The 25,778-nt window shown below is 71.3% G+C and carries 18 protein-coding genes; 8 read left to right on the top strand and 10 right to left on the bottom strand.

What is annotated here, in order from left to right:
• Positions 1–12: 12 nt before the first annotated feature.
• Positions 13–2,136 (bottom strand): tetratricopeptide repeat protein, encoded by a 2,124-nt coding sequence (locus NQO67_RS37560; RefSeq protein WP_255954958.1) that lies wholly within the window; start codon positions 2,134–2,136, stop codon positions 13–15.
• A gap of 270 nt (positions 2,137–2,406) precedes the next feature.
• Between NQO67_RS37560 and NQO67_RS37555 the strand changes: the two genes are divergently transcribed.
• Entirely contained in the window at positions 2,407–5,565 is a 3,159-nt protein-coding gene (locus tag NQO67_RS37555) for an AfsR/SARP family transcriptional regulator (protein WP_255954957.1), read from the top strand.
• Between the two features lie 16 nt (positions 5,566–5,581).
• On the opposite strand, the gene NQO67_RS37550 is transcribed toward NQO67_RS37555, so the two are convergent.
• Together NQO67_RS37550 and NQO67_RS37545 are read right to left on the bottom strand one after the other, a co-directional pair.
• On the bottom strand, positions 5,582–6,940 hold the full coding sequence (locus NQO67_RS37550; protein WP_374119258.1) for a chloride channel protein: 1,359 nt from the start codon (positions 6,938–6,940) through the stop codon (positions 5,582–5,584).
• A 224-nt stretch (positions 6,941–7,164) separates the two neighbouring features.
• A complete protein-coding gene (locus NQO67_RS37545; protein WP_255954956.1) occupies positions 7,165–8,043 on the bottom strand; it encodes a GOLPH3/VPS74 family protein in 879 nt (292 codons plus the stop codon).
• A 945-nt stretch (positions 8,044–8,988) separates the two neighbouring features.
• Here NQO67_RS37545 and NQO67_RS37540 point away from each other — a divergent pair.
• From NQO67_RS37540 to NQO67_RS37520, 5 genes are all read left to right on the top strand, one after another.
• Complete coding sequence (locus tag NQO67_RS37540) at positions 8,989–11,064, top strand: bifunctional polysaccharide deacetylase/glycosyltransferase family 2 protein (RefSeq protein WP_445195115.1); 2,076 nt, start codon at positions 8,989–8,991, stop codon at positions 11,062–11,064.
• Positions 11,065–11,227: 163 nt separating this feature from the next.
• Positions 11,228–12,334 (top strand): LCP family protein, encoded by a 1,107-nt coding sequence (locus tag NQO67_RS37535; RefSeq protein ID WP_255954955.1) that lies wholly within the window; start codon positions 11,228–11,230, stop codon positions 12,332–12,334.
• Between the two features lie 286 nt (positions 12,335–12,620).
• Complete coding sequence (locus NQO67_RS37530; protein ID WP_374119261.1) at positions 12,621–13,859, top strand: AfsR/SARP family transcriptional regulator; 1,239 nt, start codon at positions 12,621–12,623, stop codon at positions 13,857–13,859.
• 172 nt (positions 13,860–14,031) lie between these two features.
• Positions 14,032–15,549, top strand: a complete 1,518-nt coding sequence (gene adh, locus NQO67_RS37525) for an aldehyde dehydrogenase (RefSeq protein ID WP_255954953.1) — start codon at positions 14,032–14,034, stop codon at positions 15,547–15,549.
• Complete coding sequence (locus tag NQO67_RS37520; protein ID WP_255954952.1) at positions 15,549–15,980, top strand: DUF779 domain-containing protein; 432 nt, start codon at positions 15,549–15,551, stop codon at positions 15,978–15,980. The genes adh and NQO67_RS37520 overlap by 1 nt, the downstream gene beginning before the upstream one ends.
• 60 nt (positions 15,981–16,040) lie before the next feature.
• On the opposite strand, the gene NQO67_RS37515 is transcribed toward NQO67_RS37520, so the two are convergent.
• From NQO67_RS37515 to NQO67_RS37500, 4 genes are read right to left on the bottom strand one after another with little or no spacing between them, the layout of a single operon-like run.
• A complete protein-coding gene (locus NQO67_RS37515; protein WP_255954951.1) occupies positions 16,041–16,799 on the bottom strand; it encodes a class I SAM-dependent methyltransferase in 759 nt (252 codons plus the stop codon).
• A gap of 59 nt (positions 16,800–16,858) precedes the next feature.
• Positions 16,859–17,671: a carbohydrate ABC transporter permease gene (locus NQO67_RS37510; protein WP_255954950.1), complete on the bottom strand. Its 813-nt coding sequence runs from the start codon at positions 17,669–17,671 to the stop codon at positions 16,859–16,861.
• Positions 17,671–18,654 carry a carbohydrate ABC transporter permease gene (locus NQO67_RS37505; protein ID WP_255954949.1) on the bottom strand — a complete coding sequence of 328 codons (984 nt, stop codon included), beginning with the start codon at positions 18,652–18,654 and terminating at the stop codon, positions 17,671–17,673. The genes NQO67_RS37510 and NQO67_RS37505 overlap by 1 nt, the downstream gene beginning before the upstream one ends.
• Positions 18,655–18,664: 10 nt before the next feature.
• A complete protein-coding gene (locus tag NQO67_RS37500) occupies positions 18,665–20,083 on the bottom strand; it encodes an ABC transporter substrate-binding protein (protein WP_255954948.1) in 1,419 nt (472 codons plus the stop codon).
• Between the two features lie 241 nt (positions 20,084–20,324).
• Here NQO67_RS37500 and NQO67_RS37495 point away from each other — a divergent pair, with 241 nt between their 5' ends.
• Positions 20,325–21,068, top strand: a complete 744-nt coding sequence (locus NQO67_RS37495) for a GntR family transcriptional regulator (protein ID WP_255954947.1) — start codon at positions 20,325–20,327, stop codon at positions 21,066–21,068.
• Between the two features lie 52 nt (positions 21,069–21,120).
• On the opposite strand, the gene NQO67_RS37490 is transcribed toward NQO67_RS37495, so the two are convergent.
• From NQO67_RS37490 to NQO67_RS37480, 3 genes are read right to left on the bottom strand one after another with little or no spacing between them, the layout of a single operon-like run.
• The gene (locus NQO67_RS37490) at positions 21,121–22,122 is read right to left on the bottom strand and encodes an N-acetylglucosamine kinase (protein WP_255954946.1); all 1,002 of its coding nucleotides are present in this window, start codon (positions 22,120–22,122) and stop codon (positions 21,121–21,123) included.
• Between the two features lie 8 nt (positions 22,123–22,130).
• Complete coding sequence (locus tag NQO67_RS37485) at positions 22,131–23,438, bottom strand: family 4 glycosyl hydrolase (RefSeq protein WP_255954945.1); 1,308 nt, start codon at positions 23,436–23,438, stop codon at positions 22,131–22,133.
• A 52-nt stretch (positions 23,439–23,490) separates the two neighbouring features.
• Positions 23,491–24,297, bottom strand: a complete 807-nt coding sequence (locus NQO67_RS37480; protein WP_255954944.1) for a 6-phosphogluconolactonase — start codon at positions 24,295–24,297, stop codon at positions 23,491–23,493.
• Positions 24,298–24,740: 443 nt separating this feature from the next.
• On the opposite strand from NQO67_RS37480, the gene NQO67_RS37475 reads away from it, so the two are divergent.
• Positions 24,741–25,757, top strand: a complete 1,017-nt coding sequence (locus tag NQO67_RS37475; protein WP_255954943.1) for a lysylphosphatidylglycerol synthase transmembrane domain-containing protein — start codon at positions 24,741–24,743, stop codon at positions 25,755–25,757.
• Positions 25,758–25,778 lie beyond the last annotated feature (21 nt).

Below are 25,778 nucleotides of genomic sequence, written 5' to 3'. Positions count from 1 at the left end.
AGGGCCGAGGCGTCATCCACCGGTGGCGGAGTCGAGCCGGCGGATGCGCTCGCCGGCGCGGCGCGCCTCGGGTTCGGCGCTCAGACGCGTGTAGACGGCTTCGGCCCGGGCATAGTGCGTCCGCGCCGACGGCCCGTCCTGCTCGGCTTCGGAGAGTTCGCCCAGCACTTCGTGGACGGCTGCGACGTCGTAGGTGTCGCCGACCTGCTCAAGGATGCCGAGCGCCTTGTTCAGGTGGGCGCGAGCGGCTGCAAGGTCACCGGAGCGCATCCGCGCTTCCCCGAGCAGTCGCTCGGTCAGCGCCTCGTAGGGGCCCTGGGTGTCCCGCAGTATCCGCTGTGCCTGCGTCAGGTGCGACAGGGCCTCGGTGTGCCGTCCGGCCAGGCTCTCCACCTCGCCCAACGCGAGATGGGCGCGTCCGACACCGTAACTGTCCCCCGCCTGCTCGCGGATGGACAACGCGGTACCGAAAGTGGACCGGGCACGGGCCCAGTCGCCCCTACGGACATGTGTCAGGCCCACGTTGTGCAGGACGAGTCCCGCACCGCGCCGGTCGTCCGTGGCGTGGCGTAACGCGAGGGCCCTCTCGAACTCGGCCAGCGCCTCCTCGGTTCGGCCCGCATCGCGCAGGGCGATTCCGAGACCGGTACGCATGCGGGCTTCGGCCGGTAAGTTCCGGCAGCACTCGGCCCCTCGCACACCCAGTTCGTGGGTGGAAATCCAGTCCTGGTGATAGCGGAGGTGGATGAACAGGGTCCACATGGCGTCGGCGAGCTGCCACGTCGCCCCGTGGAGATCCAACTGCGCCGCCAGGCGTTGCACCGCGACCAGGCTCTCTCTTTCGCGTTCGAACCAGGCGAGTGCGGTGGGGGAGTCGGGATGGTCGATGTGCAGGTCGATCGGGTGCAGATAGGTCGCGGGCTGGCGTCTTCTCTGGGGGTAGAGGACCTTGTCCGCCGCATCGGCGAGGAACAGGTACGCGTCGACGATCCGCTCGGTGGATTCCCGACGCTGGTCCTCCCCCTCATACGTCTCCGCGCAGCCCCGGGCATGACGATGGATGACGTCGTGGAAGCGGAATCGCTCCGGCTCGGGGGCGGCGAGCAGGTTCGCGTCGACAAGGGCCGTCAGGCTGTCCTCCACATGCGCAATGACAGGTGCGGTCGCCGCCACCGCCTGGGCAACCTGCTTACCGAACACGGTGCCGGGATGGAGACCCAGCCGGCGGTACAGACGCGCGGCATCCGGGGGGAGAGCTCCGTAGGACTGATCGAGGCTGGCGTTCATCGAGATCTCCTCGTCATGGTCCGTCGGGCGAAGGCCGGTCAGCCGGGCGGCGGCCGAGGCGAGGCTCCACTCGGGGCGGCTGAGCAGCAGCGCGGCTCCCACGGCCACCGCGAGGGGGAAGCAGCCGCCCGCGGTGACCATGCTCCGTGCCGAGCGGCGGTCCGCTGCGACCCTGTCCTGTCCCACGATCTGCCCGAGGAGTTCCACCGCGGAGTCGGTGTCGAAGGGATCCAGCGACACGAGGTGCGCCCCGTCCAGGAGCAGCGGCGTCAACTGCCATCGGCTCGTCACCAGGCAGACACCGTTCTCGGACGCGGGAACCAGCGGTCGGACCTGCGCCGCCGACAGGGCGTTGTCGCACAGCACGGCGATGCGGCGGTCGGCGACGACCGTGCGATACAGGGCGGTCTGCTCCGCGAGGTCGGTGGGAATCTGCTCGACGGGGACACCCAGGGCGCGCAGGAACTGCGGCAGAACGGTACTCGGGACAATCGGGTCTTCGGACATGTGTCCGCGTAAGTCGACATAGAGCTGCCCGTCGGTCCAGTCGGCCCGGTGCTCGTGCATCCACCGCAACGCGAGTGAGGTTTTACCGACACCGGCCGGACCGGTGATGAGGGCCATGGACGCGGGTGATTCCAACAACACGTCGAGAGCGGCAAGGCTGTCGGTGCGGTCGGTGAAGTGCCGGGGAGGTGGCGGAATTTGCCGTGGCACAGGCCGAAAACGACCGGCGTCGGCACCGATGAACACATCTCCGTGAATCATTCCCGCCTGGACACTGTGGCCGTGTACCGAGCCGGAGAGAGTGTTCGTGGTCCATGTGGAATCAGCCGCCTCGTGCGACATAGCCGTACCCTCCCCCCTCAGGCCGCCCCTCAGGCCGAGACACACAAAGGCACCGGCGCGCACACCAGTGATCGATCGTTTGCCCAACTCCGGACGCAAACAAACAGATCCAGGGGTGTCAACGAGGCACCTCATCGAAGAATATGCCAGAAGAATATGCCATGACCGCGAAGTGGCCGACACGGCACCCTGCCGAAGCAGACCAAGTGGTGCCACACTCGAAGAGCAGTTCCCATACGGGCGGGGTGCAACCGGCGGAGGGGACGCTGGGTGGAATTCCGGTTACTTGGACCGCTGGAGTTGTGGGCGGACGGTTCGCGGCACCATCTCGGTTCGGTCAAGGAGCGGCTCCTGCTGGCCGTTCTGCTGTACGCAGAGGGAGCTCCCGTCCCGGTGGACACGCTGATGAGGCGGGTGTGGGCCGCGGACCCACCGCCGAGCGGAGCTGCGACCCTGCAAAGCAACATCTCGCGATTACGCTCCCGCCTCCGAGACGCCGTCGGAGACCGTGTCGGCATCGAGTTCAGCGCACGGAACTACACCCTCAACGTGCCGGCCGACACGGTCGATCGCCGACGTTTCCGGACCCTGCGCCGCCAGGCCGGTGCCGCGGCGGCCGAGGGCAACATCGAACGGGCGGTCCTCCTGCTGCGCGAAGCGGAGTCGCTGTGGCGCGCCGAGCCCCTGGCCGAGTTCAGCGGAGCCTGGGCCGCGGCCATGAAACGCCGGCTGATCGAGGACCTGCGCCAGGTCAGGGAGCAGCGCATCACCTGGGAGCTGGATCTGGGCCGGCACGCCGAGCTCGTCGCCGAACTGTACGACCTGCTCGCCCATGAACCCGCCCACGAGCCGTACGCCCGGCATCTGATGCTCGCCCTGCACCGCTGCGACCGGCACGGCGACGCGCTCGCCGTGTACCGGGACACGCGGCTGTGGCTGAGCCGGACACTCGGTGCCGACCCCAGCCCGGAACTCGAACGCCTACAGGGGCGCATCCTGACCCGGGATCCGGCTCTGCGCGCGCGGCCGAGCCGCCTCGCCGTCGCCGGGCCTCCCGACAACCTGCAACGGGACATCGGCGACTTCAGCGGGCGCCAGCACGAACTGGCGGTCCTCCTGTCGAGACCGCAGGGGGAGACGACCGCCCTGCCCGTCACGGTCGTCCACGGGATGGGTGGGGTGGGCAAGACCGCGCTCATCACCCATGCCGCCCACCGGCTGCGCTCCCACTATCCCGACGGGCGGTTTCACCTCCACCTCCGCGCGCACCACGAGCAACCGCCGATCGACCCCGCCGACGCACTCGCCCGGCTGCTTCCGGCGATCGGCGTGCCGGCGGAGAAGCTGCCTCCCACGCTGGACGCCCGGGCGGCCCTGTGGCGGGAGCGTACGGCTCACCGCTCCGTCCTCCTGCTGCTCGACGACGCCCGCAGCGCCGCACAGGTACGGCCGCTGCTGCCCGGCTCCCCCACCTGCCGGGTCTTCATCACCAGCCGCTATCGCCTTGCCGATCTCGAGGGCACCCAGTCGCTCAACCTCGATGTTCCCGACATCGCCGAAGCCACCGAGATGTTCAGCCGGATCGCCGGCGCCCAGCGCGCAGCGGACCAGGAAGCCGTTCGGCAGGTCGTCGACATCTGCAACCGTTACCCCCTGGCCATTCGTCTGGCGGCGAGCCTCTGCCGTCATCGGGAGGCCTGGGACGCCCACGACCTTGCCGAACTGCTCATGCAGTCGGCCAGCCCGATGGACGAGATCGACGCCCAGCCCGGCATCAGCACCGTGTTCGACTTCTCGTACAGAGAGCTCCGTGCAGCCGATCGGCAACTGCTGCGTGCGCTGGCCCTCCATCCCGGGCCCGACCTCACGCTCGACGCGATAGCGAGCCTGGCCGACATCGAACCCGCACAGGCGCGGAAGGGCGTGGCGGAGTTCGTCAACGCCCACATGCTCGAGGAACCCATCAAGGACCGGTATCGGCTGCACGACGTGGTCCGTGAGATGGCGCGGACGGTCGGCCGACGGCACGACACGTTCCAGGAGAGGCACGCTGTCATGCAGCGGATCCTGGACTACTACCTCATGGCCGCCGACCGCAGCGACCGGTTGGCCTACCCGCAGCGCCGGCGGCTGGACCCCGCCGCGGCGCGTACCGCCGGCAGCCTGCCCGACATCGACAGTTCGGATGCGGCACTGGCCTGGCTCGACCTGAACCGGGGGAACCTTCTGGCGGCGGCGCAACTGGCGGCGACGAGGGATTCCGAACACGCGATGTACTTCTCCCACGTCCTGGACCGTTCGTTCCACACCTGGGGCATGTGGCAGACCGCGGCAGAAATGAACGCCGCGGCGCTCGGCCGAGCGCGCGTGCTGGGAGACCGGGCGCTGACCGGCCAACTTCTGGTGGAACGGGCAGCCGTGCTGCGCCCCCAGGGTGCCCATGGCGAGGCCCGTTCCTACGCCACGGAGGCGCTTGCCCTCGGCCAGCGGGTGGGTGACGAGTGGTTGCAGGGTGAAGCCCTGGACCAGATCGGCATCGTCGATCTGGTGTCCGGCCGATTACCCGACGCGCTGAAGCGCTTCCAGGAGGCCCGACCGCTGCACCAGCGGGCCGGGAACGAAGCCGGAGAGGCCGAGACGCTCGGCCATCAGGGGATCGCCCTGGCGCACCTGGGGCATCGCGTGCAGGCGTCACGCCGTTTCCAGGCCGCGCTGGAGATACACCAGAGATGCGGCAACACGAACGGGCAGATAAAGGCGCTGAACAACATCGGCGAAGTGCACGTCATGCAGGGCAGGCACGCGAAGGCCCGGGAGTACTACGAGCGGTCACTGGCGCTCGTGAGGGTGTTCGGCGGCCGTCAGGAACTGGCCATCCTCTACAACAACCTCGGCATCATCCACAGGGAAAGCGGAAGCACGGCACAGGCGGTGGACTACTTCTTCATGGCCCTGGAGAACTACCAGGCCATGGGAGACCGGGCAGGTCAGATAGATTCGCTGATCAACCTGGCCATCACCTGGCAGGGCCAGGGCCGCTACGGAGACGCACGAGGACACCTCACCCAGGCCGACGCGATAGCGCAGGAGATCGACGACCAAAGTCAACGGCAACGGATCCTCGCCGCCTGCGCCGCTCTTCAGCACCGGACGGGACAGAGCGAGACCGCGTTGGCCACCTACCGCAGGGCCCTGCGGATGGCCCGGGACCTGAACCAGCGGTACGAGGAAGCGGCGACCCTGGAGGCCATGGCCCGGATCGTCGAGGAACGGGAAGGGCTGGCGGCCAGCGAGGCGCACTGGCGTCAGGCGTTGGCGATCTACCGGGAACTCGACCTCGAACCCCAGGCACATGCGGTGCTGGGACACCTCGAAGGTGCGGCGGACGCCGGTACGGAAGCCGGTACGGACGCCGGCGGTACGCCGTGAGGCCGGCCCGTGGGCGTCATCGTGCACCACGGTCGTCTTCGTGCACCGCCGCCGGCCTCAACCTGACCGACGCGACATGGGACACCACCACGGCGACGATCACCAGGGGCATGACGGTCACTCCGTCCCTGGCCATCAGCAGGGTGGCCAGGAGCAGGGAACTCATGGGCAGCCCGAGCACGGCGACGGTCATCGCGCCCATTCCCATCGCCGCACCGGCGACGAGCTCGATGCCGGGCAGGTGCGAGAAGGCGATGCCGCCGGCGGCGCCGAGGAACAGGGCGGGGAAGACCGGGCCGCCACGGAAGGCGGCCATGCTCCCCACGTACGCCAGTGCCTTGCAGGCGAGCAGGAGCAGCAGCGTGCCGATCGAGTACCGCGCGCTGTGGACGATCAGCGGGCCGATCCCCGTCTGGCCCGAGAACAGCACGTCGGATGAAGGGAAGCCGCTGCCCTCGGCGTAGGCGATGGCCAGGGCCGCCACGGCAAGGCCGACGATCGGGCTGAGCAGCAGCCTGCGGCGGGCGACGCGCACCTGGAGCGCCTTGGCGAGGACGCGTACGCCCGTGCCGACCATGGCCGCCGCCAGTCCGATGGCGACCGCCCAGCCCAGCTCCGCCAGCGAGGGGTCGCCCACCGGCGGCAGGTCCGGCAGGAACAGCGAGTCCGTTCCGAGGCCGGCCCAGGAGTCGAGTCCGACGAAGACCAGCGCACCGATCCCGGCGGAGAGCAGGCCGGGCAGCAGCACCACTCCCAGTGTCGGGCCGCCGAGACCCACCACTTCCATCAGCAGGAAGGCGCCGAGCAGCGGCGAGCCCAGCAGCGCGCTGACCGCGGCGAAGCTCCCTGACGCGGCCACCACTGCCTGGGCCTTGGCGTCCGCACCGCGCGCGAGCAGCCGTACCGTCAGCAGCGCGACGCCACCGCCCAGCGCGATCAGCGGCGCCTCGGGACCGATCACCGCCCCGAGGGAGAGCGAGGCGACTGCGGCCAGCAGCACCCCGGGCAGTTCGCGGCCACCGGGCGCCCCCGACATGACGAACCCCTCCGCCGGCTCGTGTCCCCCGATACCGGGCAGGAAGCGGATGGTCAGCGCCACCAGCAGGCCGGCCACGGCGAGCAGCGGCAGCGGCCACCACAACGGCTGGCCGTGGAAGCCGAGCGATCGGGGGAGGGCGGTGAAGGACAGGTGCTGCAACTCCTTGACCGCCGCCTGGAAGCCGTAGGCTCCAGCCGCCAGCGGTGCCCCGAGGAGCGCCGCCAGGACCAGCAGCGACAGGTAGGCCCTGCTGCGCAGCGCTGCCAGGGGGTCCGTGCCGGCCGGCCCGGCTGCCGCCCCCGCTGGGCCCGCGCCGCCCGGCTGCTGCTCTGGCACCAGCCCCTCCTCGTGCGGGTGGGCGAGGCCGGCGCGTGAGTCGCCGGCGGGGTCGTGGGCGTGGGGACCGCGCGTCGGGGCTGCCGTGTCCGTGCGTCCGTGCCGCGGGGTTCCGGCGGCGACGGTCTCCCGCCGGCAGGGCCCTCGAATCGATCATGCCAGCCGAGACCCGTGGTGTGCGGGATCGACCCGCGTGGCGGTCGCGCGGTCCTCGGAGGGCGGGGTCACCAGCCGCCACCGCCACCGTCCCCGCCACCGTGTCCACCGCCGCCGTCGTGCCCATGGCCGCCGCCGTGTCCGTGCCCGCCTCCGTAGTGGCCCATCCCGCCTGAGCCGCCGTCGGACCAGCCGCCCGGGTTCAGGTCGTGGCTCAGGCCATGGCCTCCGGTGGTGAGGTCGGAGTAGATGTCGCCGAGTTCGTCGAAGAGGCGGGTGGTGAGGGTCTCCATTCCGGTGGAGAGGGCTTCGGCGAGTTCTTCGTCGGCGGCCGCGGCCGCACCGGAGTGCGCGGCGAGCCGGTCGGTCGTGGCGAGCCGGTCGGTTGCCGTGAGGGCGGCCAGGCGACGGCGAGCGGGGCGGCCCCGTAAGCCCGGGTAGAGGGCGGAGGCGAGGCCCGCGGCCTGGGCGAGCACGGCGAGGGTGACGTCGCGGTCGGCGGCGGAGGTCGCCGGGTCGGAGCGGACCACGGCGTCGACGCGGGCCAGCAGCGCGCGGCGGCGCGCCAGGTCGACGGAGGTGACGCGGTGCCGGACACGGCCGCCGGAGTCCCGCCAGCGACGCAGGCGCACCGCCTTGCGATCCCGGAGTCGGTAGAGGTACGCCGTGGTCAGGGAGGGCGGGGTCCGGCGCAGCCAGCCCTGAAGGCTGGGCGGCGGCGTCGCGGTGGCCAGACGGCGCAGGACTTCCCTCAGGCGCGGGTCCTCGATGTACCGGGAGTCCACCACCTCGATCCGCCGGGGCCCGACGGTGATCCGTCCGGCCAGGCTCAGGTCCGCCAACTCGGCGGCACGCAGGGCGAATCCGAGCCGCCCCTCGCCGCGTATCCGTATGCGCCATCTGCCCGGGACTGTGGCGAGCAGGAGCAACTCATCCCCCGTATTCATATATGTCAGAATATGCTCGATCGGCCATGGAAGAGAGTGCTCCGCAGGCCATTTCTCGCCCGTACCCGGGCGGCACCCCTCGGCAGCCCTGCGGAAGCAGCGGGCCAAGAAGCAGCGGGCCAACAGGACGAACTCGGGGGCGGGTTCGCGCGCCGCACGGAGCGACCCCCGCGCACCACCGGGCCGTCGTCGACCACGGACCCAACACCGGCCCGGCAGGGAGACTCGAACTCACCGACCCTCGAACTCACCGACCTCGAACTCACCGGGGACCATCAGAAGGACCGGTTCGCGGTCGACGCGGAAGTGCGCGTGTCCAACCCGAGCGCCGAGCCGGAAGGGACTCCGTTGATCCGGAGGACCCGCAAGACCGGGACACCTCCGAAGTCCCCGAGGCGACGGGGTCCCCACGCTGAGTGATGTGAACCAGGACACCGCTGGTCAAGATCGTCTGGGCTGAACTGCACGGTACACGACGGGATCCGGGCCCTACCTGCCTCGTCCGTCACGAGACCGCAGTCACATCACATCCCAGAAATGCGCACAAGATTCGCCGTGACTACACTCGCCCCCCATGTGTCACGGCAACCGGAACATAGAGCTCCACAAGAGATACGCCCCTCGTGGCTCCCGCCGCGTCCGCACTCCGGGCCATGACAGCCGCACCCCAGCCCCCGGCACACGGGACGGGAGGGTGTGAGACGACCGATGCGAGCGCGGCAAGCCCGAGCACAGCAGGCCGAAGCACGGCAAGTCCATGTCCAGCGGTCCGAGACACGGCAGCTCCCAGGGGGGCAGGAAGCCGGATCGCGGCAGTACCGAACGCGGGAGACCCGACCGGACCAGACCCGGCCGGACCGGACCCGGCCGGCGCAGGCCCGGAGGCGGCACGCACGGTCCAGGGATCCGCGTGCGCACTGGCTCCTGCTGATCGTCACCCTTCCTGTGATATTCGTCGCCCTGTTCTTCGAGGGGTGGACCAGCCACGAGGTGGACGCGGCGACGACGCGGCCCGCCTGCACCCGGCCGGTGCCCAAGCCCGTGGCGCAGGGCGGACCGGTGGTGCGCATCGACGGCAAGCGGACACAGTCGTATGCCATGCCCGCCCGTACCGTGGCGCTCACCTACGACGGCGGCCCCGACCCGGTGTGGACGCCGCGGCTGCTCGACCTGCTGCGCCGGCACCACGCCCATGCCACCTTCTTCGTCAACGGTGCCCAGGCGGCCCGGTACCCGGGCCTGATGCGCCGGATCAGGGACGCGGGCCACGAGATCGGCTCGAACACCTACACGGGCGCCGACATGGGCGCGGCCTCGCGGCTGAGGGCTCCGGCGGAGCTGTCGCTGGCCCGGTCCGCGATCGCCGGTACGGCGGGCGTGCACACCAAGCTGCTGCGCATGCCGCAGACCACCACGGTGAACACGGTGTGTGACGCCGAGTGGTCGGCGGCACGGCGGGCCGCAGCCGACGGTTATCTGCTGGTCGCGGCGGACCGGCCGAAGCGCAAGCCGTCGCTGGGCGCCATCCGCCAGTACGGCCAGACCGGCACGGCGTACGCGGAGACGAAGAAGCTGCTCGACACGGCCGGCGCGAACCGGTTCACGACGGTCTCGGCCGGCCTCGGCCGGGCATCGACGAACACGCCGGCGCACGCGTCGTCGCACGCGGCGACCCGGACAGCGGCGCCCGCAGCGCCCGCGTCGTCGAACGCACCGGCGTCCACCCTCGACCGGTGGACGGGCACCGGGCTGGTCTGGGCCGCAGCCGCGGGGCGCGGTCTCGTGGAGGTCATGGGCTGGGTCCTTGCCGTGGCGGGCGCGCTGGGCGTGCTCCGGCTGCTGATGCTCGCGCTGTTCGCGCGCGCCCATGTGCGCCGGCTCACCCGCTTCCGGCCCGGGTCCCCGTGGCTGCGCCAGGTCAATGAGCCGGTGACCGTTCTCATCCCTGCGCACAACGAAGCCGCGGGCATCGAGGCGACCGTCCATTCGCTGCTCGCCTCCGATCACCCCCACCTCCAGATCATCGTGATCGACGACGGGTCGACGGACGAGACGGCCGACCTGGCGACCTGGATCGACGACCCCCGCGTGATGGTGATCAGGCAGCCCAACTCGGGCAAGGCCGCCGCCCTCAACACCGGTCTCGCCCATGCCCGGCACGACATCATCGTCATGATCGACGCGGACACCGTGGTGGAGCGGGACGCCATCCAGCAGCTCATCCAACCGCTGGCGCACCCCGCCATCGGCGCGGTCAGCGGGAACACCAAGGTCGGCAACCGGCGGGGGCTGCTCGGCCGGTGGCAGCACCTGGAGTACGTCTCCGGGTTCAACCTCGACCGCCGGATGTTCGAGGTGCTGGAGTGCATGCCGACCGTTCCCGGTGCCATCGGGGCGTTCCGCCGTGATGCGCTGATGGGCGTCGGCGGCATCAGCGAGGACACCCTCGCCGAGGACACCGACCTGACCATGGCGCTGTGGCGGGCCGGCTGGCGCGTGGTCTACGAGGAGACGGCCATCGCCTGGACGGAGGTGCCGAGCTCGCTGCGGCAGTTGTGGCGGCAGCGGTACCGCTGGTGTTACGGCACCTTGCAGGCCATGTGGAAGCATCGCCGCGCCGCCCTCGAAGTGGGTCCGGCCGGGCGCTTCGGCCGCCGCGGACTGAGCTATCTCCTGGTCTTCCAGGTGGCCCTGCCGCTGCTCGCTCCCGTCGTCGACCTCTACGCCCTGTACGGGGCGCTGTTCTCGACGCCCTGGCAGTCGGTCGGGGTGTGGTGCGGCTTCCTGGTCGTCCAACTGATCTGCGCCGGTTACGCGTTGCGGCTGGACGGTGAGCGGGTGCGGACGCTGTGGTCGCTGCCGTTCCAGTTCCTCGTCTACCGGCAGTTGATGTACCTGGTGATCATCCAGTCGGTGGTCGCGCTGCTGCTCGGCACCCGACTGAGGTGGCACCGCATGCAGCGCTCCGGCACCGCCATGCCGACGCATCGACGCCCCGAGTACTCGCCCTCACGCCTGTGAGCGGGCAGCCGTGCACGACGACCGGGACGACGGGCCCCGAGACGACGGGTCCCGGGACGACGGGTCCCAGGACGACGCGTTTCCGACCCGACCGAGCCCGGGCCCGACGAACCCGGACCCGACGAGCCCAGACCAGACGAGCCCGAGACGACCGAGGATCCGCATGAGTGACCGGACGACTGCACGGCCCGGCTACGACGGGGACGGCGTGCCGGCCGGCGCCCTCGCGGCGGGCAGGCGCCGCCGGGCTCCCCGGCCACCGCGCCGCAGGGCCCGCCGGATCCTGCGGGCCGTGGTCGTGGTGGTCTGCCTGCTCCTCGTCGCCTCCGTCGGCGCCTACGTCTGGGCGGGCACCCGGCTCAACCAGGACGTCGACCTCGGCAGGCTCCCGAGCCCCCGGGCGCCGCAGGGCAAGGGCACCAACTACCTGATCGTGGGCTCGGACAGCCGGATCGGCCTCTCGGACCAGGACCGCAAGCGGCTCCACACCGGTGGGTCGGCCGACGACGGGCGCCGCACCGACTCCATGATCCTGCTGCACACCGGCTCCCACGGCACCACGATGACGAGCCTGCCGCGGGACTCGTGGGTGACCATCCCGCCGTACGTCAACCCGCAGACCGGCACGCACCACGGCGCGTCGAAGAACAAGCTCAACGCGGCGTTCTCGTACGGCGGCCCGGAACTGCTCGTACGCACCATCGAACGCAACACCGGGCTGCGCGTCGACCACTACGTGGAGATGGGGTTCGCCGGCTTCGTGGACATCGTGGACGCGGTCGGCGGCGTCGAGATGTGCGTGGACAAGGACGTCAAGGACGAGAAGTCCGGCCTCGACCTGACGAAGGGGTGCCACAACCTGGACGGACGCAGCGCGCTCGCCTTCGTCCGGCAGCGCCACCAGGAGGCGGAGGGCGACCTCGGCCGCAGCAGGAACCAGCAGAAGTTCCTCGCCGCGCTGGCGCGCAAGGCCGCCACACCGGGTGTGCTGACCAACCCGGTCAAGGTCTCCGCCACGATGAGCGCGGGTCTCGACTCGCTCGTCGTGGACGAGGACACGGGCCTGCCGACCCTCGGGACGCTCTTCGAGGCCATGAAGGGGGTCACGGCGGGCAACGGCCGGAAGATCAACGTTCCCGTGGCGTCCCTCGCCTTCCCCACCTCGAAGGGCAGTGCCGTCAAATGGGACGGGCCACAGGCCAGGAAACTCTTCGGTGAACTGCGCAACGATCGGCCGGTGGACGTCAAGGACGTGGCGCCGGGGAAGTGACGAGCGCGCGCCGCACCTCGGAAGCCGGCACCCGCCCCGGCAACCCCCGTATCCCCACGGGCCCGTGCACCCGTCGAACTGGTCCAGATCGCCCTCTCCGCCTTCCTGCCGTACGCCATTAGCATGAGAGCCACCTCACAAGTGACCGACGGCGACCATGCGGACTGCACAGTGGCTCCTTGGAGGTCCGCGCGTTCCCCTCGGTCCGCTACATCGGGAGGTGACCGATCCCCCCGGATCGGTACCGCCCGTGCATACCTCGACGATCAGCGAGCTGGGGATGCCGATGTCAGGGCAGGGAGAGCTGTCGCAGCGGCGGACCGTACTGGAGCGCCAGTGGGCCCGTGTCGTACCGGAGTTGAAAGCCAGCCGCAGACCGCTCGGTGCGGGCTTCGCGCTGCGTCACGAGGTCACCGAGTCCTGGGCCCGCTCCGTGGAGACGGTGGATCCGGCGCGGGACAGCGCTCCGGTGTCGAGCCGGGGCGTGCACGCGCTCTGGTCCCGTTCGCCGCTGTACGAGCCGGTGAACACGCTGGCCGACGAGGTGCGCAGCGTGGCGGACGACGCGGGGTTCGTCGCCGCGGTGACCGACGAGGACGGCACGATCCTGTGGACCTGCGGCGGCCGGGTGATGCGGCACCGCGCGGAACGGGTGAACTTCGCCCCCGGCGGGTGCTGGGGCGAGCCGGCCATGGGCACCAACGCGCTCTCGCTGGCGCTGCGCACCGGCCTGCCCAGCACGGTGTTCTCCGCGGAGCACCTGGTGGCGGCCCTGCACGGCTGGGTCTGCTACTGCGCCCCGATCCACGGCCCGGACGGCCGGGTGCTGGGCGTGCTGGACCTCTCGACGACCTGGGACCGGTCGCATCCGCTGGCCATGTCCACCGTGCGCATGATGGCGTCGGCCGTGGAGGGCGCGTTGCGCAGCAGAGCGGGGCAGGCCGCGGGGACCGGTGGCGGCGGCAGGCTGGAAGTGACCTGCCTGGGCAGCGAGAAGGTGATGCGCGACGGCGCCGCGGTGCACCTGCCGCCGCGGCAGCTGGAGATCCTGACGCTGCTGGCGTTGGAGCCGAAGGGCTTCTCCCCCGAGCGGCTGCGCGCGGCGCTGTACGGCGAGCGGCCGGTCAGCGCGTCCACCTTCAAGGCGGAGGTGTCGCATCTGCGGCGGGCCCTCGGCGGACGGGTCACCACCCGCCAGTACGAGCTGACGGTGCCCGTGGTGTGCGACGCGGTCGAGGTGCTGCGGGCCCTGGAGCGTGGCGACACGACGACGGCCGTGGAGCTGTACCGCGGGCCGCTGCTCCCCTATTCGGAGGCGCCCGGGATCCTCGACTGGCGGGAGCAGATCGCGGTGGCGGTCCGGGAGGCGGTGCTGGCCAGCACCCGCCCGGAGCTGGTGCTGCGCTACGGCAAGCGGGCGCCGTACGACGCCGAGGTCCATGCCCACGCGCTGCGGATGCTCGGTCCGGGGGACCCGCGCCGCGGGATCGCGGCGGGCCGGCTGACGACGGCCCTACGCAGCTGACGAGCCGGGGTCCCCACACCGACCGGAGCCGGCGCCACGTGGCTGACCAGCCCGCATCACACAGCTGACCAGCCTGCCAACCTGGAGCCAACCTCTTCGGCGCACAGTGTGCCCGCCACGGCGGTCGATCCGTCATGGCACCCGCCACACCTCTATCCCGAGGAGCACCGGCATGGTCTACGCACAGCCAGGCACCGAAGGCAGCATCGTCAGCTACGCCAGCAGCTATGACAACTTCATCGGCGGCGAGTGGGTGGCCCCCGTGGAGGGCCGGTACTTCGAGAACCGGTCCCCGGTGACGGGCGAGGTCTTCTGCAACGTCGCACGCTCGACGGCCGCGGACGTCGAACTCGCCCTCGACGCCGCGCACGCCGCGGCCGGCGCCTGGGGCCGCACCTCCACCACCGAGCGCGCGGTGCTCCTCAACAAGATCGCCGACCGTATCGAGGAGAACCTGGAGAAGCTGGCCGTCGCCGAGACCTGGGAGAACGGCAAGCCGGTGCGCGAGACGCTGGCGGCCGACCTGCCGCTGGCCGTGGACCACTTCCGCTACTTCGCGGGCGCGATCCGCGCCCAGGAGGGCAGCGTCGCGGAGATCGACGCGGACACGGTGGCGTACCACTTCCACGAGCCGCTCGGCGTGGTCGGGCAGATCATCCCGTGGAACTTCCCGATCCTGATGGCGACCTGGAAGCTGGCGCCCGCGCTGGCGGCCGGCAACTGCGTGGTGCTCAAGCCGGCCGAGCAGACCCCGGCCAGCCTGCTGCTGGTGATCGAGCTGATCGCCGATCTGCTGCCGCCGGGCGTGGTCAACGTGGTCAACGGCTTCGGCGTCGAGGCGGGCAAGCCCCTGGCGTCCAGCTCGCGGGTGGCCAAGGTCGCGTTCACCGGTGAGACCACCACCGGGCGCCTGATCATGCAGTACGCCAGCGAGAACATCATCCCGGTCACGCTGGAGCTGGGCGGCAAGAGCCCGAACATCTTCCTGCCCGACGTGACCTCGGCCGACGACGACTTCCTGGACAAGGCGATCGAGGGCTTCGTGATGTTCGCCCTCAACCAGGGAGAGGTCTGCACCTGCCCGTCCCGGGCGCTCATCCACTCGGCGATCTACGACGAGTTCATGGCCCGCTGCCTCGAACGCACCAAGGCCATCGTCGGCGGCGACCCGCTGGACCCCGCCACGATGCTGGGCGCGCAGGCCAGCAACGACCAGTACGAGAAGATCCTGTCCTACATCGACATCGGCCGGCAGGAGGGCGCGGAGGTCCTGACCGGCGGCGGCACCCGCAAGGTGCCCGGTCTGGAGGGCGGCTACTACATCGAGCCGACCGTCTTCCGCGGCTCCAACGACATGCGGATCTTCCAGGAGGAGATCTTCGGCCCGGTGGTGTCCGTCACCACCTTCGACTCCGTGGACGAGGCGCTGAAGATCGCCAACGAGACGCTGTACGGGCTCGGCGCGGGCGTGTGGACCCGGGACGGCAACACCGCCTACCGGATGGGCCGCGAGATCAAGGCCGGCCGGGTATGGACCAACTGCTACCACGCCTACCCGGCGCACGCGGCGTTCGGCGGGTACAAGAACTCCGGGATCGGCCGCGAGAACCACAAGATGATGCTGGATCACTACCAGCAGACCAAGAACCTGCTGGTCAGCTACTCCCCCAAGAAGCTCGGATTCTTCTGATGGGCACGGCAGGCGACGGTGGGCCGCCCGCCCGCGTCGAACTCACCCCGGCCGCCGAACGGCTCGTGCAGCAGCTCAGCCGGCAGCACGGCCCGCTGATGTTCCACCAGTCGGGCGGGTGCTGCGACGGCAGTTCGCCGATGTGCTACCCGCGCGGCGAGTTCCGGGTCGGGGCCGCCGACGTCCTGCTCGGAGAGGTCGCCGAGCAGACCCCGTTCTGGATGAGCGCCAGCCAGTACGCGTACTGGAAGCACACCCATCTGACGGTGGACGTGGTCGAGGGCCGGGGCAGCGGGTTCTCCCTGGAGGCCCCCGAAGGGGTGCGGTTCCTCCTCAGGTCCCGTCTCCTCACCGACGAGGAGCTGACGGCACTGGAGGCCCAGCCTCCGCCGTTGACGGGCGACGCCGTGCAGGACGGCGCCCAGCGATGAGCGGGGGAGGCGTGCGGGATCGTCCCGCACGCCTCCCCGGAGCCGGAAAGAGGCCGGCACTCACCGGAAGACCACGAGGTCCAGGCGCTCCGTGACCGGCCCGGGGAAGGCCCCCCGCGCCACGTCCGCCCGGAGCCGGCGCACCCCCGCGTGGTACTCGGCGTCGGGTAGCGCGGCCAACGGGCTCAGGGATCGCGTGCCGACCTTGTACAGCAACTCGTCGCCGTCGGCCGCGAACACCTGCGGGACCTGCGCATGGGCCACCCGGCCCAGACCGGCCGCCGCCAGCACGTCCGTGATGTGGGGCAGCGACGGGTGCGTCGAATCGGCGGACCACGCGCCCGGGAAGTAGCGGTACAGGGGGATGTCGGTGACGGCACCGAACCCGCCGCGCAGGAGGAACGCTCCCCCCTCGGCCAGCACGCGGCGCAGTTCGTGGGCGAACCGCGGGAGGTCCTCGACATGGTGGACGACCTGGGACGCCCAGACGGCGTCGAAAGTGTCCTCGGCGAACGGCAGGGCCTCGGCGGTGCCCGCGACGATCCGCACGTCAGACGGGCAGAACGCCTGGCACGCCGCGCGCATGGCGGCGGACGGCTCGCAGGCGACCACGGTGGCCGGACACGCCTGCGCCAGGGCGGTGCTGAAGCGGCCCGTTCCCGCACCGATGTCGAGCAGCCTGCCCGACCGGCCCGGCAGATGGGGACGGGCGGCGGTCATCCAGGCCTGGACGGCCGAGGACGGCAGAGCGCGCCCGGCGACGTAGGCGGCGGCCATCGCGGTGTCGTAGGTGGTGCGCGGTCCGGCGTGCTGGCCCATGGCCACAGTGAAGCCCCGTGCCGGGAGCGCCGCAAGGGAGCCGGGCGCGTGGCCGACCGTCACTCCTTCAACGCCCCCGCCAGCACCCCGCGGATGAAGTGCCGTTGGAAGATCAGGTACAGCACCACGATGGGCAGGGCGATCAGGACGGCGGCAGCGGCCAGCAGGTTGACATGGACCAGGTAGCGGCCGGAGAAGACGCCCAGGCCCAGGGTGAGGGGCTGGTGGGCGGGGTCGGAGACTAGGACCAGGGAGAGGAAGTAGTCGTTCCAGGTCCACATGAAGCTCAGCAGGACCAGGGTCACCACGGCCGGCCGGGCGATGGGCAGGTAGATACGCCAGAGCTGGGCCCAGCTGCCCGCACCGTCCATGGCGGCCGACTCGCCGACGGCACGCGGCACGGCACGGAACGCGGTACGCATCCAGAACGTTCCGAAACTCACCGAGAGGCCGACCTGGGCCAGGATGATGCCCTGGTAGGTGTCGATGAGCCCGTAGGACTGGAAGTCGTAGTAGAGCGGGACGATGATCGTCTCCATCGGCAGCATGATGCCGAGCAGGACGAGCGGGAACAGCAGCCTCTCGCCGGGGACGCCGAGCACGCCGAAGGCGTATCCCGAGCCGATCGCCAGCACCGTGGCGATGCCCACCACGCTGAAGGTGATGATCAGGCTCGACTTGAGGTACCTGCCGAAGCCGCCCTCGTGCCAGGCGGTGGCGAAGTTGCCCCAGTGCATGTGCGCGAGGTCCAGGTTGCCGTTGACGCTGGGCGAGACGGCGACGCCGAGTATCCAGACGAGCGGGAAGACCACGCAGATCGCCACCAGGGTGAGGACGACGTAGTTGGAGATCTTCTCCCGGGTGGAGATCATCAGGACTTCTCCTCGGAGAGCTTGGCCACGCAGAGGGTCACCAGCAGGGAGACCACGGCGAGCACCACCCCGATGGCGGCGGCGGCGCCGATGTCCGGGTTGGTGAAGGCGCGCTCGTACAGCAGGATCGCGGGGGTGATGGTGGAGGTGCCGGGGCCGCCCCGGTTGGTCAGCCAGACGATGTCGAAGACGCGCAGCGCACCGAGCGCGGAGAGGGTCAGCGCCACGGCGAGGTGCCCGCGCAGGCCCGGCAGCGTCACGCTGAAGAACTCCCGCACGGGCCCTGCGCCGTCGACCCGGGCCGCGTCGTAGAGCTCGGTGGGGATGTTCTGCATCCCGGCGACGAGCAGCACCATGCACAGGCCGAAGGTGGTCCAGGTGCCGACCAGGCCGAGGGCGGGCAGCGCCCAGGTGTAGTCGCCGAGCCAGCCGTGCGCCAGGGAGCCGAGCCCGAGGTCGCGCAGCACCAGGTTGACCGGGCCGTCGGGGGCGTAGATCCGCTTCCACACCACGGCGGTCACCGCGGGGGTGAGCATCTGCGGCAGGAAGATCACCCAGCGGTACATGCCGGCGCCGCGCACCTCCCGGCGGGCGGTCAGGGCGGCGCTGAGCAGGCCGAGCGCGATCGGTAGCGCCGAGAAGAAGATGAGGAAGACCCCGGTGTGGTCGAGGGCCTGGCGCAGCCGGGGGTCCGTGAAGAAGCCCGTGTAGTTGGCGAACCCGGCCCAGGTCGCCGGGGTGACGCCGTCCCAGTGCCAGAACGACAGCCAGACGCCCTGGCCCGCGGGGACCAGCGTGACGACGGCGTAGACGACCAGTGCGGGCGCCAGGTAGAGCAGTCCGAGCAGACGGCGCCGGGCCGAGGCGCGGGAGGCGGTGCGCCGGTACGCGCCGGCCGTGCCGGTGGAGCGGTCACGGCCGGCCGGCGTGGCGGCGGAGGACGGGTGCGGCCGCGCGGCGGCGGGGCGGGTGGAGGTCGGCATGGTCGCCCCGCTACTTCAGCTTGGCCCGGAAGCCGTCGACGTCCTCTTGCACGTCGTCGACCACGTCGGCCGGTGAGATCCTGCCGGCGAGCATGTCCTGCATCCGGGTGCTCATCGTGTCGAGCAGGGTGGGCGTGGTCCAGTCCAGGTAGGGCACCGAGGAGTCGTGCGCGGTGATCTCGGCGGCGTTGGCCACGTCGTCGGCGAACATCGGGTTGCCCTTCGGGGCCTTCAGGTCCGGGGCGAGCATGGGCATCGTGCCGTGGTCGACCGCCAGCCGTGCCGCCTCGTGGCCGGCGGCGAAGTTCAGGAACGCGGCGGCCGCGTCGGGGTGCTTGGACTTGGCGGAGATCGAGAAGTTGGTCGTGGAGCCGGCGGTGGCCACCGGGTCGCCGCCGTGGGCGCGCGGCAGGAAGAACGAGCCGAAGTCGCTCCCCTGCTCCTTGGTCACCGGCAGGGATCCGGAGTAGTTGAAGATGAACAGGCCCTTGCCGTCGACGAAGTCCTGCGTCGCGTCCTGCATGGGCGTGCCCTGGTAGTCGTGGGTGAAGTAGCCCTTCTTCGACCAGTCGTGGACGGTGTCGACCGCCTCGGGGAAACCCGCCTCGCTGAGCGGGACGTCGCCCTGGGAGTAGACCAGGTTCGAGATCTTCGGCTGCGAGCCGTAGGAGTTCATGGCGGAGAACAGCGGCTCGGTCATGCCCGCCTTGTCGGAGTTGCCCATGGCGATGGGGGTGATGCCGGCCGACTTGGCCTTGGCCAGGTCCTTCTCGAAGGCGGCCAGGGTGGTGGGGACCTTGGCGCCGATCTTCTCCATCAGGTGGCGGTTGTAGTAGACCTCGATCAGGGAGGCGCGGGCCACCGGCGTCCCGAACATCGCCCCGGTGCCCATCTTCTTGCCGTCCGTGGAGAACTCGTGCTGGCGCAGGATCGACTCGGGGATGTGTTTGCGCCAGCCGTAGGCGTCGGCGTAGCGGTCCAGGTTGAGCACCAGATGGCCCTGGACGAGTTCGCCCAGCGACTGCCAGCCGTTGTTCGCGGGGACGATGTCGGGCGGGTCGTCGGCCTTGAGCTTCAGCGGGAGTTCCTGCATCACGTCGCCCCAGGGCTGGCTGGTGCGGTCGATGGTGATGTTCGGGTACTTCCGGTGGAAGGCCGCCACCACGCTCTTCATCCACGGGGCGTCGACCCCGCCGGCGAAGGTGTCCAGCACCTTGAGGTGGACCTTGCCCAGCTTCGCCGGGTCGGTGGCCACCGGCCCCGTGGGCGCCTCGGCGGGTGCGGCGGAACCGCTGCCCGGGGCGCAGCCGGACAGGCCGAGCGCCGCGGCGAGCGACAGGGCGATCGCGGTCTTCCTCGCCGTGCCGGAGATCCCGAGCACGGTCCCTTTCGCCGTGCGTGGCAGGCCGTACATCCCAGCGCGTTGCATCCAGCTCCCCTTACGTCGGTGGTCGACCAGGTCCGCCGGACGGTGGCCCGCCAGGAGATCCGGAAGGCACCGCAGGCCCAGCGCGGGCCCAGCAGGGCCAGGAGCCCGGCAGACCCAAGAAGCCGGGCAGGCCCTGGCAGGGGTGGACCCGGAGCGTGGACCGGAGCATAGGCACCGGTAGACCAGTTAGTCCATAGTCGTGCTTGAGTGCCTACTGGTACTCGGCTGGTACCATCCGGTCATGACGAGTGATGCGGAGCCGGGCGGTGGCACGGCCGTCGACGAGACGTATCGCAAGCTCACCGAATCGCTGCACCGCGGGGTCTTCGCCCCCGGCACCCGGCTGCCCGGGGAGCGCGACCTCGCCACTTCCCTCGGGGTCTCCCGCTCGACGCTCCGCCAGGCGCTGGGCCGGCTCGCCGAGCAGGGCGCGCTGGAACGCTCCTCGCAGCGCGGCTGGTTCGTGCCGCGCAGCATGGTGGGTGAGCCGCCGAGCACCTTGCAGAGCTTCTCCGAGATGGCCTACGCACGCGGCCTGACCCCGCAGTCGCGCGTGCTGTCCCGCAGCGAGCGCCCGGCGACCTTCGAGGAGGCCGGCCGGCTGCGGATCGCCCCGGCCTCGCGCGTCCTCGAAGTACGGCGGCTGCGCAGCCTGGACAAGGTCCCGGTGTGCGTGGACACCGGCGTCGTCGTCCTGGAGCAGGCCCCGGCGCTGGCCGAGGTGGACCTGACCGACCGGTCCCTGTACGGGGTGCTGGAGGGGACCTGCGGCGTGCAGATCGCCCGCAGCGCGTACACGGTGCGGGCGGACGCGGCGGCGCCGGAGACCGCCGAGCTGCTGGAGATCGAGCCGGGCAGCCCCGTCCTGGTCGGCGAGGAGATCACCTACGCGGTGGACGGCACCCCGGTGCTCTGCGGGGTGATGTGCTACCGCGCGGACGCCTACCGGTTCCAGGCGGACCTGTTCCGGCCCGTGCGTGCGTGACGCGGGTCCGGCCGCCCCGTGCGCGCGAGCCGGTTCCGCCGTCGCGGGGGGCCTACCGCCGTGCGCCCCGCTCCTGGACGCTCCGGGCGAGCCGTTCCAGCACGTCCTGGTCCGGCGCCGCCCCGCCCTCGGCCAGCGCGTCCAACGCCGCCCCGCCGACCGGCGGTATCACGGCCTGGTGCACGACGGCGTCCGGCAGGTACGCCGGCAACCGGCCCAGCAGCGCCGACGTCACCGGGGAGTCCTGCGCCGTCAGCACCGACCCGGACAGCACCACGCTGACCGGTCGCCCGTCGCCCGAGAGACCCACCTGCCGGGCCGCCACGGCGGCGTACCGGGCGAACCTTCGGCCCTGCTCGGCCACAAGACCCATCGCCACCGGGTCGCCGTGCACGGCCGCCGCGGTGATGGCCGGGGCGCAGCGGGCCCGGTCCGGGTGGCGGGCGGCCCCGACCCGGCGGGTGAGCCAGTGGTTCAGCTCCCGTACCGAGTCAAGGCCGTAGAAGTCCAGCACGGCCCGGGCCAGCTCGGTCGCCGGTGCCTCCCCCAGCTCCGCGAGGACGATCGCGCGGAAGGCCTCCTGCGCGAGGCCGAGCGCCCCCATCGGATGCTGGCCCCACCAGGCCAGCTCCCACAGCGCGCCGTCCGGCCCGCGCGCGGCCACGGCCGCCGCCGTGCCGCCGATGACCGCCACTCCGGTCCCGCTCGGCTCACCGCAGCGGATCGCCGCGTACCCGTCGTTGAGGATCGAGCGCGGCAGCGCCGCCGGCCAGTGGGCGAGAAGCGTGTCGTGCCAGAACTCCCGGTCCTCCGGCCAGTCCACGCCGGCCAGCCGCAGCGCGGCGCCGGCCAGCTGCTCGAGCTTCGCGCCGGCCTCGTCCAGCGCCCGGGTGACCGCGGCGAACACCTCGTCGACGGCGTCCTGCGGGGTCTCGGCGCCGTAGATGTCGCCGCAGCCGGCCAGGCCGGCGCCCACGACCTCACCGGTCGGGGCGCAGACCATGGCCGCGGTCTTGCTGTTCCCGGCGTCGACGCCGAGGTAGAGAGGGGTCATGGAGGGGATCATGAAGCAGGGTGCAGCCGCTGCGGAAGCCAGCGGGCCTGGGCGGTGGCCATCTCGTCGTACAGCGCTTCGGCGACGGTCAGCGACGGCACCAGCGGGTGCGCCGCCATCGCCCGTACCGCGTCCGACCGGTCGCCGTCCCAGCCCGCCCTGGCGGCGAGGATCTGGTACTCGGCGAGGTGCTGGGTGATCCCCAGGACGGAGTGCGGCAGCGGCTTCTGCGCGTCCGGGTGGAAGCCCTTGGCGTCCACCGTGCCCCACACCTCCACCACGGTGGTCTCGTCGAAGCCGGGCAGCACGCCGCCGGTGTTGGGGACGTTGAACGGCAGCCGGTCACCGGTGTCGTTGTAGAAGGCGCTCATGGCCTCGATGGCCAGCTCCAGCTCGTGGATCCCGCCGCGCGAACGCGCCTGGTCCAGCTCCGGCGCGTCCTTGGTGGCCTGCTCGCGGTAGTGCTCCCAGTAGTCCGGCAGCGCCGCCATGATGTCCTCGGAGCGGGTGGTGCGGGCGAGCTGGCGCTCCCGGAGGATCTCGTCGCGGAAGAAGTAGTAGTTGAAGTAGTCCGCCGGGATGGAGTTCATGGCGACGGCCAGGTGCAGCGCCCGCATCCCGCCGACGTTCTCGGTCGGCTGGTCCTTCAGGGCCTCCCAGCGCTCCCGCAGGATCGGGAAGACGTCCTCGCCGTCGTAGGTGGCCTCGGTCGACCAGCAGTTGTGGTTGACGCCGGCCATGGTCGCCTTCAGCTTCGCCGGGTCCAGGCCGGCGGCCCTGGCGACCACCGGCGGGAAGACGATCGGCCCTTCGCAGAACGAGACGATCGGGATGTCGCTGTTGTCGGCCACCGCCTGGGCGACGATGTTGACCGGGTTGGTGTAGTTGAAGATCCGGGCGTTCGGGGCGACCTCGGGCAGGATCGCGCACACGTCCTTGATGATGTTGATCGAGCGCAGCGCCATCATCAGGCCGCCGGGCCCCTGGGTCTCCTGGCCGATCACGCCGTGCTTCAGCGGGATCCGCTCGTCCAGGGCGCGCGCCTCGAAGCCGCCGGGCCGGTAGCTGGACAGCACCGCGTCGACGTCGCGCAGCCCCTCGCGCAGGTCCGTGGTGGCCCGCACGGAGATGTTCACGCCCGCGTGGGCGGCCATCTTCTCGGTGATCGTCCTGACCACCTCGAGCCGGTCGGGGTCCAGGTCGATCAGCACGAACTCGGAGCCCTCGAACTCCGCACCGTGATGGATGAACGAGGCCATGGTGCCCGGGGCGCGCGAGGAGCCGCCGCCGAGGTAGGCGATCTTGATGGAGGCCATGTCTCTCCTTGTGAACTGCGTGGACGGCCGGGGTGGGTGGGCTCGGATGGGCTCAGGTGTGGACGGGCTCGGCGGGGGCGCTCGCGCGGTCGACGTACAGCCGGGCGCCGGCGCACTCCGTGAAGACCGTGGCGGGCCAGTCCGGCTCGTACCGCTCCGCCGCGGTCAGCCGCCGCACCGCGGGCGCCTTGTGCGCGCCGTGCGCCAGCATCACCACGCTGCGGGAGAGCTCCCGGATGGTGCCGATGCCGACGGTGACGCCGTACCGGGGCACGTCCGCGAGGCGCCCTCCGAAACTGGGGAAGGTGGCCAGGTTGTCCCGGCGGGTCTGCTCGGCCAGGGCCACCACCCGGGTACCGGAGTCGCGTGCGGCGCCGGCGGGGTTGAACGCGATGTGGCCGTCGCCCGCGCCGGTGGCGAGCAGGAACAGGTCGATGCCGCCGAGTTCGGCGATCCGCCGGTCGTACGCCTCGGGGGCGGCGGGGTCGGGAACCAGGAAGCGGTCGGCGGTGATGCCGCGGCCGGGTCGGGCGGCGGCGGTGAGCCGTTGCACGATCTCCTCGGCGCCGAAGCGGACGCAGCTGTGCGCCAGCGCCGGGTCGATCCGCCGGAAGGTCCCGTCGGGGCCCTCCTCGACGTACTCGTCCATCATCACCACGACCACGTGGGAGAGGTCGAGGCCGCGTCGCCCCACCTCGTCGGCGAGGGCCTCGTAGGTGCTCAGCGGGGTGCGGCCGCCCGGACAGCCCAGCAGGTACCGGCGTCGTCCCGCCGCATCGGCGATCTCATCGGCGATCCGTCCGGCCAGGGCGCTGCCCAGACTCTCCGGATCGGCGAACAGGGTCGGCGTGACACGCACCAGAGAGCTCCTTTGAGGACCAGTGATCGACGTGGAGCGTAATCTGGTCTGACTGGTTCAGTCAATTTTTTTGGAGCTCGGTTCGCCTCCGGGCTCCCCCACGCTCGAACCAGCTCGCGCGGGAGGTACCCCCACCAGCCGGTGTCGACCTGGGTGACCGCGTCGGACCGCACGAACACCACGGGTGGCCCCTGGCGGCGTGCGGTGAGCAAACGCACAAAACCGCGCCGATCCTCGGCCCCGCGCATGTCAGAAGGGGGTGAGCCCGCCGCCACCCGGTTACCGTCACCTTCACATCGCCGGCTCTTCTTCTGTTTTCGGACACCGAACCGTTACACAGGATGGGAAACCTTTTCTCGTCCCCCACGCACCGTCCCCGCCCGCTCCCCCCTCCGTGCCCGCCGTCCGGCCGTCCGCGGACCCGGCACAGAAACGGCTCGCCTGTGTCCTCACCCCAGCTCGCCGCGGTTGCGCCGGCCACGCCGGCACCCGCCACGCCGGCGCCCGCCCGCGTGTCCTTCCCGGCCAACCGTCTGCACCGGGCCCTGTGCATGCTGCCGCTCCTGATGATCGGGGCATGGATGGCGGCGCACTGGCACACCATGTACGCCGGCGCCATGCGGCTGACCTCCGCCGACCCGAAATGGCTGCTGACCGGGCTGCTCTTCGCCTGCCTGTGCTGGGCGGCGGCCGCCTGCGTACGGCAGGGTGCGGTCCTGGAACGGCTGCCGTCGGGGCTGCTGTACGCGACCCAGTTCGCGGCCGGTGCCGCCAACCACGTCCTGCCGGGCGGGCTGGGTGCGCACGCGGTCACGCTGCGTTTCCTGAACCGGCGCGGGATCCCGCTCGACCGCGGCACCGCGTCGATCGCGCTGTACTCGCTGACCAAGTCGATCGCCACGACGGTGGTGACCACCGCGTTCCTGGCGCTGCGCCCGCACACCGTGCCGTACGACCGGCTGCTGCCCGACAACCCGGGCACCGCGCTGGCCATCGGTGGCGCCGCCGTGGGCGTCGCCGCCGTCGTGGCGGCCCTGCTGCTGACGTTCGTGCACCCGCTGCGCCGGCTCGTCACCGACTTCCTGCGCACCGCACGCACCGACGTACGCCGGCTGCACACGCGCCCCGCCCGGATCCTCGCACTGTGGGGCGGCGCGCTTGCCTTCCCGCTGCTCCAGGGGAGCGTGGTCGCCGCCGTGGGCACCTCGCTCCACCTGCCGCTGCCCTGGGCTGACATCATCCTCGCCTACCTCGCGGCGAACGCCCTGGGCGCCCTCGTGCCCTCCCCCGGCGGCCTCGGCTCGGTGGACGCCGCCCTGGTCCTCACCCTCACCGCCTTCGGCGCCCCGGCGGCCCTCGCCGCCGCCACCGTCATCGGCTACCGCGTCCTGACCGTCTGGCTGCCGCTCCTGCCGGGCGCGCTCACCTTGACGGCGCTGGTGCGCAAGAAGGTGTTGTAGCGGCCCGGCTCTCCTCGGCGC

Origin of the sequence: Streptomyces odontomachi, assembly GCF_024435355.1 — a bacterium.
In the GTDB taxonomy this organism is placed as follows: domain Bacteria; phylum Actinomycetota; class Actinomycetes; order Streptomycetales; family Streptomycetaceae; genus Streptomyces; species Streptomyces odontomachi.
Note: the sequence above shows the minus strand (reverse complement) of the source record. Positions and strands in the feature narration are given on the sequence as shown.